Below are 12,516 nucleotides of genomic sequence, written 5' to 3'. Positions count from 1 at the left end.
GCCTGCGCGACGAGGCGCACCGTTTCGCCAACGGCGCCCACGCCAAGCGTCGCTCGATGGATATCAAGCGCAATCCCCTGGACGAGATCGAAGGCGTCGGCCCCGGCCGCAAGAAGGCCCTACTGCACGCCTTCGGCTCGGCCAAGGGCGTCGGCCGCGCCTCCGTCGTCGACCTGGTCAAGGTGGACGGCATCAGCCAACCCCTGGCCGAGCGCATCCACGCCTTCTTCCGCAAGGCGTGAGCGGCCTTCACCACTCCAGCAGCGTCAGTCCGGGAATGTCGCGGAAGTCGTCGCCGTTCAGCGTGACAAGCGTGGCGTTCGCCCTGATGGCCTGAGCCGCGATGAGGCGATCCATCGTCTTGCGTCTTGAGAATCCCTTGGTCGCGATAATAGCGCGATAGCGCTCCACATCGTCCGCGACAAACGGCAAGATCGGCATCACCGCGAACATTCGGTCCAGCCGCTGTCTCCTGATTGTGGCGTCGGCGCCGACGACGCCGCCTTCAAGTTCGATTTGGGTGATGATCGACAACACGGGCGTGCTGTTCAGCGTCAAGATGCGATCTCGAACGCCGCCATCGCCATCCCGCAAATGGATGGCGACGCTGGTGTCCAGCATGAGCGGCACTCAGAGGCCCTTGCGACGAGGCGGCAGAATGACGGGGCGCTTCTGAATGCGAGACGGTTTCGGAAGGGCGTCCAACGCCGCAATCATGTCCTGGACCGAAGGACGCTTCGGTTTCATGGTCACAACGTCCCCCGCCCGCTCGATCTCGACCTCGACACCCGGCCCAAAGGACACCTCCTTGGGCAGACGCACGGCGTCGCTGTTTCCGCTGCGAAATGTTCGGCTGGTCACCGGCATGGGACGCTCCTCTGTATATACGCGTATACACCATTTCGGACGACCGCCCAAATCGCTAGACATCCCTCATGTGCGACCATCATGACGACGAACTGACCGCCGGCTATCACCGCTTCCGGGCCGAGCATTGGCCCGCCGCGCGCGCCGAATACGAGACCCTGGCCGAGAAGGGCCAGAAGCCGCACACCCTGATCGTCGCCTGTTCCGACAGCCGCGCCGACCCGGCCCTGATCTTCGACGCCAAGCCGGGCGAATTGTTCGTGGTGCGCAACGTCGCCAACCTGGTCCCGCCCTATGAACCGGACGGCAAGCTCCACGGCGTCTCGGCCGCTCTGGAGTTCGGGGTCAAGGTGCTGGGGGTCAAGCGGATCGTCGTGATGGGTCACGCCCACTGCGGCGGGGTCAACGCCATGATCAACGGCGCGCCGGACATCGTCGCCGACTTCGTCGCCCCCTGGATCGCCCAGGGCGCGCCCGTGGTCCGGCACGTGGCCGAGACCGTCGCGACCGAGGAGGTGGAACGCGCCGCCGAGGAAGCCATCGTGCGCCTGTCGATCCGAAACCTTCGCACCTTCCCCTGGATCGCCGAACGCGAGGGCGACGGGCGCCTGACGCTCAGCGGCCTGCACTTCGGCATCGCCGACGGCGTCCTGACGGCCCTGACCGACAAGCCCCGGTTCGAACCGCTGGCGTGAGTTGTGCAAAGTAGTGTTTTCCACTACTTTAGCCGCATGGAACGCACTGTGACCGCAACCGAGGCCAACCGGGAATTTTCTCGCATCTTCCGGGACGTGGCGCGCGGAGAACGCTACGTCATTACCGCTCACGGCAAGCCCATGGTGCGCATGGAGCCTGCGGCGAAGCCGGCGCCGGGAGAGGATCGCGCCGCTCGCCTCCGGAGTCTGGTGGATGAGTTGGCGGCCCTGCCTGGCCGGGCGCCGGGTCCGATCACTCGCGAAGACGGCTACGCTTGAAGATCGCCCTGGACACCAACGTCCTGGGCTACGCCGCCGGCATCGGCGACGACGATCAGAAGCGGCGGCTGGCGCTCGGGCTAGTCCAGGCCCTCTCCGAGGCGTCCCTGGTCCTGCCGACCCAGGTCGCCGGAGAATTCTATAACATCCTGACCCGCAAAGGCGGCCATGACCCCAAGATCGCGCGTCGCATCGTTCAGAATTGGGCGGACGCCATCGGCCTGACCGCGCCGACCGCCGCGACGACGCAGTCGGCTCTGGAAGGCGCAGCCTTCTTCAACCTTCAAATCTGGGACGCGCTGGTGCTGACCATCGCCGCCGAGGCAGGTTGCGCGCTTCTGCTTTCCGAAGACATGCAGGACGGCTTCGTCTATCGAGGCGTGACCGTCGCCAATCCGTTCGCGCAAACCCTGCATCCCCTGCTGGCCTCGCTGCTGGAGCACCCGTCATGACCGCGCACGCCCACCGCCCCAACCCCATCCCCAACATCCTGACGGGCATCCGCCTGCTGGCGGGCGTGGTGATGTTCCTGATCCTGGCCGGCGCGACCAGCGGCTTTCCCTTCGCCGACCAGTGGATGAGCCCGGACGACCAGTTCGCCCTCTACCGAACCGGTTTCTGGATCTTCGTCATCGCCGCCTCGACCGACTGGTTCGACGGCTGGCTGGCGCGACGCTGGAACGCGACGTCCAGCTGGGGCGCCATCCTGGACCCCATCGCCGACAAGGTGCTGACGACCGGGGCCATCCTGGGCGTGCTGACCTCGGGCTCGGTGCCGCAGATCATCATTCCCTGCGGCCTGATCCTGTTCCGCGAATTCGCCGTCTCGGCCCTGCGCGAAACCATGGCCGGCCGCATCGAACTGCCGGTCACCCTGGCCGCCAAGTGGAAGACCACCCTGCAGATGGTGGCCCTGGGCTGCCAGCTGTTCGCCCGCAACTGGGACGGCTTCGGCCTGTCGTTCGAGTATCTGGACGAGTTCCAGTTCTTCTCGGACGTGTTGATCTGGCTGGCCGCGATCATCACCCTGTGGACCGGCTGGCAGTATTTCCGCGAGGCGCGCCGCCAGATGCGGACGATCTAGGGCCGCAGCGTCAGGCCGTGCGGCGTGGCTTCGAAGCCCGACAGCCGGCCCAGAAAGCTCATGCCCAGCAGCGAATAGGCCAGGCCCTCCTCGACCACCAGGGCCTCGACCGCTTCCACCCGCGTCCCGCCGACCGAAACGGACGACAGCCGGACCGACGCCGCCCGCGCCAGGCCCGAGGCCGTCTGCACCTGGCGCGTGAAGGCGTCCGGGGCGGGATCGACGCCCAGGCGACGCGCGTCCTGGCGCGTCAGGGCCACGACCGTCGCGCCAGTGTCGACCAGCACGTCCACGGCCCGGCCGTCGATGCGGGCCTGGGTCCAGTAGTGACCATCGGCGCCGCGCACCACCTGCGCCGACGCGCCGCTGGCCTTGGGCGACCAAGGCGCGACCACGGCGGCCTGGGCCTGGCCCGCCCCGTCCAGGCTGCGCACCGCAAGCGCGGTGGCGCATGACAGCGTCAGGGCGACGCCGATCACGATGGCGGATTGCAGGTCGAACCGGATCATGGCTCCGGTCTAGCGGACCGGTCTTGGGATGCGGTGAAGCGACGTGGCTGACGAAACCTTACCCGCCCAGCTTGGCCGGGTCGATGCGGTCGCGTCGCGACGGCAGGTCCGCCATCACCGCCGCGCGCTGCGCATCGCTCAGCGCCCGCCAGCCGGCGATCTCCTTCAGCGTGCGAAAGCAGCCCAGGCACAGGCCGCTCTCGCCATCGACGGCGCACACCATCACGCAGGGGCTGGCGATCGCGCGCGGCGGCCCCTCGCTCATTGTGACACCGAAGCGAATAATGCTCCGACCTCGGACTTATAAATTTGCAAATTCACGAAACTGTCTTATATTGGCCGACGACGCGAAACGACTGAGGGTGAGACCCCCATAGGTACGACGCGTCTCTTTTCATCGTTCTGCGAAAGGAGACGCCAAGATGAACGATAAGGAGCGCAACCTCCAGCACGCCATGATGTCCTTCGCCCTGTGGGGCGGGATGCTGGTGAACAGTCGGCAGATGCCGTCGAACGTGGGCCGGGTGGTCAGCCATCCGTCCAACTTCGTACCCTATACGATCAAGAAACGCTGAGACCGCCTGCGGCCAGCGATGCGGAAGCCCCGGTTCGACCGGGGCTTTTGCATTTCCGCTCTTGCCTGACCCGGCGTCGGCGGCCGATGACGGGGCCAGCCGAAGGAGACGACGCATGGCCCCGGTGCCCGAACACAGCCTGATCCGCCAGGAACGCCGGGACGGCGTCCTGGTCTGGACGCTGGACCGCGAGGCGCGGCTGAACGCCCTGCCCGACCTGACCGACGGCGAGGAATTCGCCGCCGCCTGCGCCCAGGCCAACGCCGATCACAGCGTCCGGTGCGTCGTGCTGACCGGCGCGGGACGCGCCTTTTCGGCCGGCGGCGACCTGACGGCGATGCGCGACCGGCGCGACCTGTTCGCGGGCTCCGGCGCCGAAATCCGCCAACGCTATCGCCGCGTGGTCCACCGCATCGTGCGCTCGCTCTACGACCTGGAGGTTCCGCTGGTCTCGGCCGTCAACGGCCCGGCCATGGGCCTGGGCTGCGGCATCGCCTGCACCGCCGACATCCGCATCGCCTCGGACCGGGCCAGCTTCGGCGTGCCCTTCCTCAAGCTGGGGATCATCCCCGGCGACGGCGGGGCCTGGCGTCTGCCGCGCGACGTCGGCTACGCCCGCGCCGCCGAGATGCTGTTCACCGGGCGCAGCGTCGACGCCGAGACGGCCGAGCGCTGGGGCCTGGTCAACCGCGTCGTCGCGCACGACCGGCTGATGGACGAAGCCCTGCTGATCGCTGGCCAGATCGCGGCCCAGCCGCCCCACGCCCTGCGCATGGCCAAGGCCCTGATGCGCCAGGGCCGCGACCAGACCTTCGAGCAGATCCTGGAACTGTCGGCCGCCATGCAGGCCCTGGCCCACCAGACCGAAGACCACCTGGAGGGCGTCGCCGCCGTCCTGGAAAAGCGCCCCGCCGACTTCGCGGGGCGCTGATCGAGATCGAGGACGCGCCGCCTACTGCGGTCGCACCATCGCCCGGTCGGGGCCGACGCCGGTGGCGGCTTCGCGCTTGGCGCCGGCGGTCTGGCCGGGCTTCATGAACTTGACCAGGACGCGCTGACCGATCAGCAGCGGCGCGTCGCCGGCCGAGGCCACCACCTCGACCACCCGCTCGTCGGTGCGCTGCGAGGGGTCGTCGGAGGCCAGCTTGCGCGCGCCGAACACCGCCGCCCGGCGCATCACCGAGCCGACATAGACCTTGGAAGGGTCGCCCTCGGGGGTGATCTCCACCGCCTGGCCGTCGGTCAGGTTGGGCAGGTCGCTTTCCACCACCTCGGCGCGGACGATGCGCGGCGCGTCAGGCTCCAGGTCGAACATGGTCGAGACGTTCAGGGTCGAGGCGCCGGCGCCGGGGTTGGCGTAGCGGCGCACGATCCGGCCGGCGGTCGGCGCGCGGATCACCGTCAGTTCCTCGTTGTAGCGGGCCTGGGCCAGCTGGGCGCGGGCGGTCTGGACGGCGGCGGTCTGCGACCCCAGCCGCGCCTGGGCGGTGGCGATGGCGTCCTTGGCCTGGTCCATTCGCTGGGCGGCGACGAAGTTGGTGGCCACCAGCTGCGACAGTCGGTCGTGCTCGCGCTGGGCGGTGCGGATGTCGACCTGGATCTGCGCCAGCTGGCTCTCGGCCTGGTTGACGGCGGCCTGGGCGCTTTGCACGGCCAAGCGCGCCTCGTCGTCCTCCTGGCGGGCCAGGATCTGGCCGGCGACGACCCGGTCGCCTTCCTGCACCAGGACGTCGCGCACCACGCCGCCACGCCGGGCGGCGATCTGGATGATGCCGCCCTCGACGTCCACCTTGCCGTTGGCGATGGCGGCGTAGGGGCTTTCCACCTTGGTGGCGGCCGCCTTCTCGGCCTCGGCCTTCTTGGTCTTGGCGGCCGACTGGAACAGCATGAAGCCGACCACCAGCACGATGATCACCAGCAGGCCGAGCCAGGTGCGTTTTTTCTTCAGGAAGCCGGGCATGGGGCGTGTCGTCCTAAGGGGTTCGTCTGTTGGTTCAGTGATGCGACGCCAGAACGGCGTCCGGATCGGGATTGCGGCGCTGGTCGTCCAGGATCTTGCCGTCCTCGATGTGGATGACCCGGTCGGCCCAGGCCTCCAGGCGCGGGTCGTGGGTCACGCAGATGACGGCCGCGCCGTGTTCTGTGGCGGCCCGGCGCAGAAGCTTGATGACCACCTGCCCGTTTTCGCCGTCCAGGGCCGAGGTCGGTTCGTCGGCGAACAGGATCTTGGGATCCTTGGCCAGGGCGCGGGCGATGGCGACGCGCTGCTTCTCGCCGCCCGACAGGGCCGCGGGCCGCTGGTGCAGACGATGGCCCAGGCCGACCTCCTCCAGCGCCGTCGTGGCGCGCTTCTTGGCCTGGCCCGAGGACAACCCCTGGAACTTCAGCACCGTCTCGACCTGTTGCAGGGCGGTCAGCGACGGGAACAGGTTGAAGCCCTGGAAGATGAAGCCGCAGTTCTCGAGGCGGAACCGGTCGATCCGGCCAGTCGACAGCTTCCACAGGTCGTCGACGTCCAGGGCGTCGACGCGTCCCTCCTCGGGTTTCAGCAGGCCGGACAGCGCCGCGATCAGCGTCGACTTGCCCGATCCCGACGGTCCCATGACCATCGTCAGGTCGCCGTGCCGCGCGTCGAAATCGACGCCCTTCAGAACCTCGACGAAGGCGCGGCCCGACTTGAACCGCTTGATCAGGCCGGTGGCCTCGATGGCGTAGTCGCCATGTTTGCCGTGGGTCTTGGTGTGGATCATCGCAGCAAATCCGCCGGTTGGCTCTTCTTCAGGACGCCCAGCGACAGCAGGCCGGACCCCATGGCGATCAGGACCAGGCCGATGCCGACCACGAGCAGCAGGCTGAACGGCAGGGCGATGATGACCCCGCCCATCCGCGCCAGCAGCGACAGCAGCCACGTCAGCAGGACGGCCGCCGCCACCCCCACCAGACCGACCCAGAAACTCAGTTCGACGACGATGCGGCGCAGGCTGCCCATGCCGACGCCCAGGGCCCGCAGCGAGGCGAACTCCTTGATGTTGGCCATGATGGCGCCGCGCAGGGTCTGCCAGGTGATGGCCACGCCGATGATGATGCCCAGCACCACGCAGCCGCCGATGATGATGACCAGAATGCCTTCCTCGAACATCGACTTGGCGTTGGCGTCGGCCAGCTCCTGACGGGTCCAGGCGCGCCACTGGCCCTTGCCCATCTCGTTCAGCTGGGCGGCGACCACCGACGCCTTGGCGGGGTCGCGCAGCTTGATCATCAGCGGGCCGCCCATGGTGTTGCCCCACGACTGGCCCAGCATCCGCAGCGAGTCCCGCGACATGACGATGGTCGGCTGCATCATGTTGGGATAGCCCCGCAGCACGCCCACCACCGTCACCGTCTGGCCGGCGTAGATGGCGCGGTCGCCCAGCTTGACGCCCAGCGTCCCCAGCGCGGTCTCGTCGACGGCGATGGTGAAGGGCTGGCGCAGCGCCGCGACCAGCTCGTCTGAATAGTCCACCGGTATGGTGACCGAACCGGGCTGGGTGTCGATCACATTGACCATGACCTGGCGCGACTTGGGGGCGCCCTGGCGCGCGCGCTCGGCCTGGCTCATCGTCGGATCGATATCGCGCACGTTCTGAAGGTTGCCGCCGTTGATCTCCAAGGCGCGGACCTCGACCACCTCGGGGTGGTTGTAGGCCAGGGGGATGAACCGCCGGGGCACGCCCATGGAGCCGCCGAACAGCTGGGTCGCGCCGGGCTGCATGATGATCACGTCGGCGCGCGACCGCTCGATGGCGGCGGTGAAGCCCTTGCCGATGCCGATGAAGACGCCGGTCATGGCCAGGACCAGCAGCCCCGACAGCGCCAGGGCCATGACCGCGGCCATGTAGCGGCGCCACTCGAACAGCAATGTAGAAAGTGCAAGCGACATGAAGCGCTGAAATCCCCCGAACTGGGTTCTATCTGACCGCGCGTGTCCTCGCGGCCAAGTTAAATCGGGGTAAGGCGGCGCGGACGCCCGACTTGCCCGCGCCGCGGCGGCGGGTCTAGTTACAGAATAACGGCCGGATCGACCCGATCCCGGCGACCGGAGAAAACGCCCGATGTCCCTGCCTTCACTACGTCTCACCGCCTCGCTGGCCGCCCTGGGCGCCGCGACCGCCGTCCTGTCCGCCCCCGCCGGCCCGGCCAAGGCGGAAGAAGGGATGTGGACGTTCGACAACTTCCCGATCGCCACCGTGAACCAGACCTATGGCACGAACATCGACCAGGCGTGGCTGGACCGGGTGCGCGAGGCGGCCGTGCGGCTGCAGGGCTGCTCGGCCTCGCTGGTGTCGGGCGAAGGCCTGATCCTCACCAATCACCACTGCGTCGTCGGCTGCGTCCAGGACCTGTCGGACGCCCAGCACGACTACGTCAAGAACGGCTGGATGCCCGCCACCCGCGAGGACGAGAAGAAGTGCCCGGGCCAGACGGCCGAGATCCTGACCGAGATCACCGACGTGACCGAGCGGGTCCAGGGCGCCGGCCAGGGCCTGGAGGGCGCCGCCTTCGTCCAGGCCCGCAACGCCGAGAGCGAGAAGATCCAGAAGGAAGGCTGCGGCGACGATCCCAAATGGACCTGCCAAGTCATCAGCCTGTACCGCGGCGGCCAGTACAAGCTCTACAAGTTCCGCAAGTACGACGACGTGCGCCTGGTCTTCGCGCCCGAGTTCCAGGCCGCCTTCTTCGGCGGCGACCCGGACAACTTCAACTTCCCGCGCTATGCGCTGGATAGCGGCTTCCTGCGCATCTACGAGGATGGCAAGCCGGTCGCCACGCCCAACCACCTGACCTGGAATCCGAACGCGCCCAAGGAAGGCGACGTCACCTTCGTCGCGGGCAACCCCGGCACGACGCAGCGCCTGCTGACCGTGGCCCAGCTGGAGGCGCTGCGCGACCAGCAGCTGCCCATCAGCCTGATCCAGTTCTCCGAACTGCGCGGCCGCCTTCTGGAATATTCGACCACAGGCGAGGAGGCCAAGCGCGTCGCCGTCGATCCGATCTTCGGCCTGGAGAACACCTTCAAGGTCTATTATGGCCAGCAGGGCGCCCTGACCGATCCCGCCTTCATGGCCAAGAAGCGCCAGGAAGAGGCCGAGCTGCGCCAGCGCGTCGCCGCCGATCCCGCACTGGCCGCCCGCATCGGCGACCCGTGGGCCGACCTGGAGCGCGTGGCCCAGGCCCAGCGCAATCTCTATCTGCCCTATCGCCAGCTTGAATCCGGCCCGCGCTCGCAGCTCTACAGCTACGCCAAGGCCATCGTCCGCGCGGCCAAGGAACGGGCCAAGCCGGCCGCCGAACGCCGCCCCGGCTATTCGGACGCCGACATCGCCGCCCTGGGCCGCCGCCTGTCCCAGAACGCGCCGATCTCGAACGACATCGAGGAAATCTACATGTCGTTCTGGCTGTCCAAGACCCGCGAATACCTGACCGTCGACAATCCGCAGGTGAAGGCGCTGCTGGGCAAGGACAGCCCCGAGCAGATCGCCGAACGCACCGTCTCGGGCACGCGTCTGGCCGATCCGGCCTTCCGCGCCCAGGCCCTGGCCATGACGCCGGAACAGCTGGCGGCCTCGGGCGACGCCATGATCCAGTTCGTTCTGGCCAATGACGACGCGGCCCAGGCCATCCGCACCCAGTGGGAATCGGCCGTCTCGGGTCCGACCAGCCGCGCGGGCGAAAAGATCGCCCAGGCCCGCTTCGCCGCCTACGGCACCAACCTCTATCCGGACGCGACCTTCAGCCTTCGCCTGTCGTACGGCGCGGTGAAGGGCTGGACCTACCAGGGCGTGACGGTGGAGCCCTTCACCTACATCGGCGGCCTGTATGAGCGGAACACCGGCGCCGAGCCCTTCAACGCGGCCGAGGACTGGCTGGCGGCCGAGGACAAGGTCAACAAGCAGACCGTCTATGACTTCGTCTCGACCAACGACATCATCGGCGGCAACTCGGGCTCGCCGGTGATCAACGCCAAGGGCGAGGTGATCGGCGCCGCCTTCGACGGCAACATCCACTCGCTGGGCGGCAGCTTCGGCTACGACGGAAACCTGAACCGCACGGTCACGGTCTCCACCGCCGCCATCACCGAGGCCCTGCGCAACGTCTACAACCAGCCGCGCCTGCTGGAAGAGTTGGGCGTCGAGTAGGCCGATACGCCAAAGTCTCCTCCCCATCGCTCGCGATGGGGAGGGGGACCGCGAAGCGGTGGAGGGGTTCTTCCCGCCGCACGGACATTGGTGTTTTATCGAAGACCCCCTCCGTCACGGCGCTGCGCGCCGCGCCACCTCCCCCTCCGCTGCGCGAACGGGGAGGAGACACAGGACCCCACATCCATGCGCCTCGCCCTTCTCGCCTCCACCGCCGTTCTCGCCGCCGCCGCTGCATCCTCGGCCAGCGCCGAGGAAGGCATGTGGACCTTCGACAACTTTCCCATCGCCCGCGCCAACCAGGCGCTGGGGACGAACATCGACCAGGCCTTCCTGGACCGGGTGCGGCTGTCGTCGGTGAAGTTCGGCGGCTGCTCGGCCGGCGTCGTCTCGGGCCAGGGCCTGGTGATGACCAACAACCACTGCGTGGCCACCTGCGTGGCCAATCTGTCGACGCCCCAGGTCAACTACGCCGAGACCGGCTTCACCCCGAAGTCGCGCGAGGAGGAGCTGAAATGCCCCGGCGCCTCGGCGGAGATCCTGACCGACATCTCCGACGTCACCGAGCGGATGAAGAAGGCCGGCGAAGGGCTGGAAGGCCAGGCCTTCACCCAGGCGCGCGACGCCGAGGCGGGCCGCATCGAGACGGAAGGCTGCGGCGACGACGCCAAGGTCCGCTGCCAGGTCGTCAGCCTGTACCGCGGCGGCCAGTTCAAGCTCTATAAATTCCGCAAGTACGACGACGTGCGCCTGGCCTGGGTGCCCGAGGATCGCGCCGCGACCTTCGGCGGCGACCTGGACAACTTCTCCTTCCCGCGCTTCGCCATCGATGCCGCCTTCATCCGCCTGTACGAAGACGGCAAGCCGGTCGAGACGCCGATCCACTTCGCCTGGAACGCCGACAAGCCCACCGAGGGCGAGGCCGTCTTCGTCTCCGGCAATCCCGGCGCGACCCAGCGCCTGCTGACGATGGATCAGCTGGCCACCATCCGCGACGTGGTCCTGCCGCTGGACCAGTTGATCGCGTCCGAGCTGCGCGGTCGGCTGATCCGCTATTCGCAAGAGGGCGAGGAGCAGGCCTTCATCGCCATGGACCCGATCGTCGGTCTGGAGAACACCTACAAGCGCGGGCGCGGCCGCATGGCCGCCCTGATCGACCCGGCCTTCATGACGGCCAAGGCCGCGGCCGAGGCCGACTTCATGCAGCGTTACGCCGCCGCCAACGGCGACGGGCCCGACCCGTGGGGGGCCCTGGAAGCGATCCAGCCGACCGCGCGCGAGCTCTATCCCGCCATGGCCCTTCTGGAGGGCGGCACGGGCCTGGGGACCACCTCGGTCGCCGGCGGATCGCAGCTGTTCGCTTACGCCCGCACCCTGGTGCGCGGCGCCCAGGAACGGGCCAAGCCGTCCGACCAGCGCCTGCCCGAGTTCGCCGACAGCCGCCTGTCGGGCGTCCAGTCGCGCCTGTTCGCCGAGCGCCCGACCTATCCGGAGCTGGAGCAGATTCGCCTGGAATGGTGGCTGTCCAAGACGCGCGAATGGCTGACGGTCGACAACCCCCATGTCGCCACGCTCCTGGGCAAGGACAGCCCGGAGGGTCTGTCGGCCCGCCTGGTCGAGGGCACGCAACTGGCCGATCCGGCCGTGCGCCGCGCCCTGTGGGACGGCGGCTTGGCGGCCGTCCAGGCCTCGACCGACCCGATGATCCGCTACGCCCTGGCCATCGACGCCGACGCCCGCGCCGTGCGCGCCGAATGGGAGGAAAAGGTCCAGGCCCCGACCGACCGCGCCTCGGAACAGCTGGCCGCCGCCCGCTTCGCCGCCTATGGCGACAGCGTCTATCCCGACGCCACCGGCACCCTGCGCCTGACCTACGGCCAGGTCGAAGGGTCGGACGCGCCCGGCCAGCGGTTTGGAGCCTTCACCACCTTCGCCGGCCTGTGGGACCGCGCCACCGGCGCAGAGCCGTTCAAGGTTGCGCCCAAGCTGATGGCCGCGAAGGACCGCATCGACCCGAACGCGGTGATGGACATGGCCGTCTCCAGCGACACCATCGGCGGCTCCTCCGGTTCGCCTGCCATCAATGCGCGGGGCCAGATCATCGGGGCCAACTTCGACTCCACCGTCCTGACGCAGAGGAACGCCTACGGCTACGACCGCGCGGTCAACCGAAGCGTCATCGTCACCACCCAGGCCGTGACCGTGGCGCTCCGCGACGTCTACGGCATGGACCATCTGGTCGAGGAGCTGGGGGTCACTCCAGACAGGGGGCAGTGAGCGACCTGACGTTCCGCGCGGCGACGCCCGACGACGTCGCCGCGCTTCATCGCC

The 12,516-nt window shown here is 68.4% G+C and carries 16 protein-coding genes; 9 read left to right on the top strand and 7 right to left on the bottom strand.

Going from position 1 to position 12,516, the window contains the following annotated elements:
- A partial coding sequence (locus B2U11_RS10265; RefSeq protein WP_292071525.1) for a helix-hairpin-helix domain-containing protein occupies positions 1–242 on the top strand: 242 nt, incomplete at its 5' end.
- A gap of 7 nt (positions 243–249) precedes the next feature.
- Here the strand turns inward: B2U11_RS10265 and B2U11_RS10260 are convergent.
- Both B2U11_RS10260 and B2U11_RS10255 read right to left on the bottom strand, forming a co-directional pair.
- Entirely contained in the window at positions 250–621 is a 372-nt protein-coding gene (locus B2U11_RS10260) for a PIN domain-containing protein (protein ID WP_242520050.1), read from the bottom strand.
- A 9-nt stretch (positions 622–630) separates the two neighbouring features.
- On the bottom strand, positions 631–867 hold the full coding sequence (locus B2U11_RS10255) for an antitoxin (protein WP_201216323.1): 237 nt from the start codon (positions 865–867) through the stop codon (positions 631–633).
- Between the two features lie 68 nt (positions 868–935).
- On the opposite strand from B2U11_RS10255, the gene B2U11_RS10250 reads away from it, so the two are divergent.
- The 4 genes from B2U11_RS10250 to pgsA are packed head-to-tail and all read left to right on the top strand — an operon-like array spanning position 936 to position 2,925.
- Complete coding sequence (locus B2U11_RS10250) at positions 936–1,562, top strand: carbonic anhydrase (protein WP_201216325.1); 627 nt, start codon at positions 936–938, stop codon at positions 1,560–1,562.
- Between the two features lie 36 nt (positions 1,563–1,598).
- A complete protein-coding gene (locus tag B2U11_RS15740) occupies positions 1,599–1,841 on the top strand; it encodes a type II toxin-antitoxin system Phd/YefM family antitoxin (RefSeq protein ID WP_414632955.1) in 243 nt (80 codons plus the stop codon).
- Complete coding sequence (locus B2U11_RS10245) at positions 1,838–2,293, top strand: PIN domain-containing protein (RefSeq protein WP_292071522.1); 456 nt, start codon at positions 1,838–1,840, stop codon at positions 2,291–2,293. Before B2U11_RS15740 ends, B2U11_RS10245 begins: the two co-directional genes overlap by 4 nt.
- Positions 2,290–2,925, top strand: a complete 636-nt coding sequence (pgsA, locus tag B2U11_RS10240) for a CDP-diacylglycerol--glycerol-3-phosphate 3-phosphatidyltransferase (RefSeq protein ID WP_292071519.1) — start codon at positions 2,290–2,292, stop codon at positions 2,923–2,925. The genes B2U11_RS10245 and pgsA overlap by 4 nt, the downstream gene beginning before the upstream one ends.
- Here pgsA and B2U11_RS10235 read toward each other — a convergent pair.
- Complete coding sequence (locus tag B2U11_RS10235; protein WP_292071518.1) at positions 2,922–3,434, bottom strand: TIGR02281 family clan AA aspartic protease; 513 nt, start codon at positions 3,432–3,434, stop codon at positions 2,922–2,924. The two genes, pgsA and B2U11_RS10235, sit on opposite strands and share 4 nt — an antisense overlap.
- A gap of 58 nt (positions 3,435–3,492) precedes the next feature.
- Entirely contained in the window at positions 3,493–3,699 is a 207-nt protein-coding gene (locus B2U11_RS10230) for a DUF1289 domain-containing protein (RefSeq protein WP_292071516.1), read from the bottom strand.
- Between the two features lie 157 nt (positions 3,700–3,856).
- Between B2U11_RS10230 and B2U11_RS10225 the strand changes: the two genes are divergently transcribed.
- Both B2U11_RS10225 and B2U11_RS10220 read left to right on the top strand, forming a co-directional pair.
- The gene (locus tag B2U11_RS10225) at positions 3,857–4,009 is read left to right on the top strand and encodes a hypothetical protein (RefSeq protein WP_292071513.1); all 153 of its coding nucleotides are present in this window, start codon (positions 3,857–3,859) and stop codon (positions 4,007–4,009) included.
- Positions 4,010–4,124: 115 nt separating this feature from the next.
- A complete protein-coding gene (locus B2U11_RS10220; protein WP_292071511.1) occupies positions 4,125–4,940 on the top strand; it encodes a crotonase/enoyl-CoA hydratase family protein in 816 nt (271 codons plus the stop codon).
- 21 nt (positions 4,941–4,961) lie between these two features.
- Here B2U11_RS10220 and B2U11_RS10215 read toward each other — a convergent pair whose 3' ends face one another.
- The 3 genes from B2U11_RS10215 to B2U11_RS10205 are packed head-to-tail and all read right to left on the bottom strand — an operon-like array spanning position 4,962 to position 7,928.
- Complete coding sequence (locus tag B2U11_RS10215) at positions 4,962–5,969, bottom strand: HlyD family secretion protein (protein WP_292071510.1); 1,008 nt, start codon at positions 5,967–5,969, stop codon at positions 4,962–4,964.
- 34 nt (positions 5,970–6,003) lie between these two features.
- A complete protein-coding gene (locus B2U11_RS10210) occupies positions 6,004–6,759 on the bottom strand; it encodes an ABC transporter ATP-binding protein (protein WP_249751521.1) in 756 nt (251 codons plus the stop codon).
- Entirely contained in the window at positions 6,756–7,928 is a 1,173-nt protein-coding gene (locus tag B2U11_RS10205; protein WP_292071507.1) for an ABC transporter permease, read from the bottom strand. Before B2U11_RS10205 ends, B2U11_RS10210 begins: the two co-directional genes overlap by 4 nt.
- Positions 7,929–8,100: 172 nt before the next feature.
- Here B2U11_RS10205 and B2U11_RS10200 point away from each other — a divergent pair, with 172 nt between their 5' ends.
- Both B2U11_RS10200 and B2U11_RS10195 read left to right on the top strand, forming a co-directional pair.
- Complete coding sequence (locus B2U11_RS10200) at positions 8,101–10,185, top strand: S46 family peptidase (RefSeq protein ID WP_292071504.1); 2,085 nt, start codon at positions 8,101–8,103, stop codon at positions 10,183–10,185.
- A 186-nt stretch (positions 10,186–10,371) separates the two neighbouring features.
- Entirely contained in the window at positions 10,372–12,462 is a 2,091-nt protein-coding gene (locus B2U11_RS10195; protein WP_292071503.1) for a S46 family peptidase, read from the top strand.
- Positions 12,463–12,516: the final 54 nt, after the last annotated feature.

This window comes from Brevundimonas sp. UBA7534 (assembly GCF_002479325.1).
Lineage (GTDB): Bacteria > Pseudomonadota > Alphaproteobacteria > Caulobacterales > Caulobacteraceae > Brevundimonas.
Note: the sequence above shows the minus strand (reverse complement) of the source record. Positions and strands in the feature narration are given on the sequence as shown.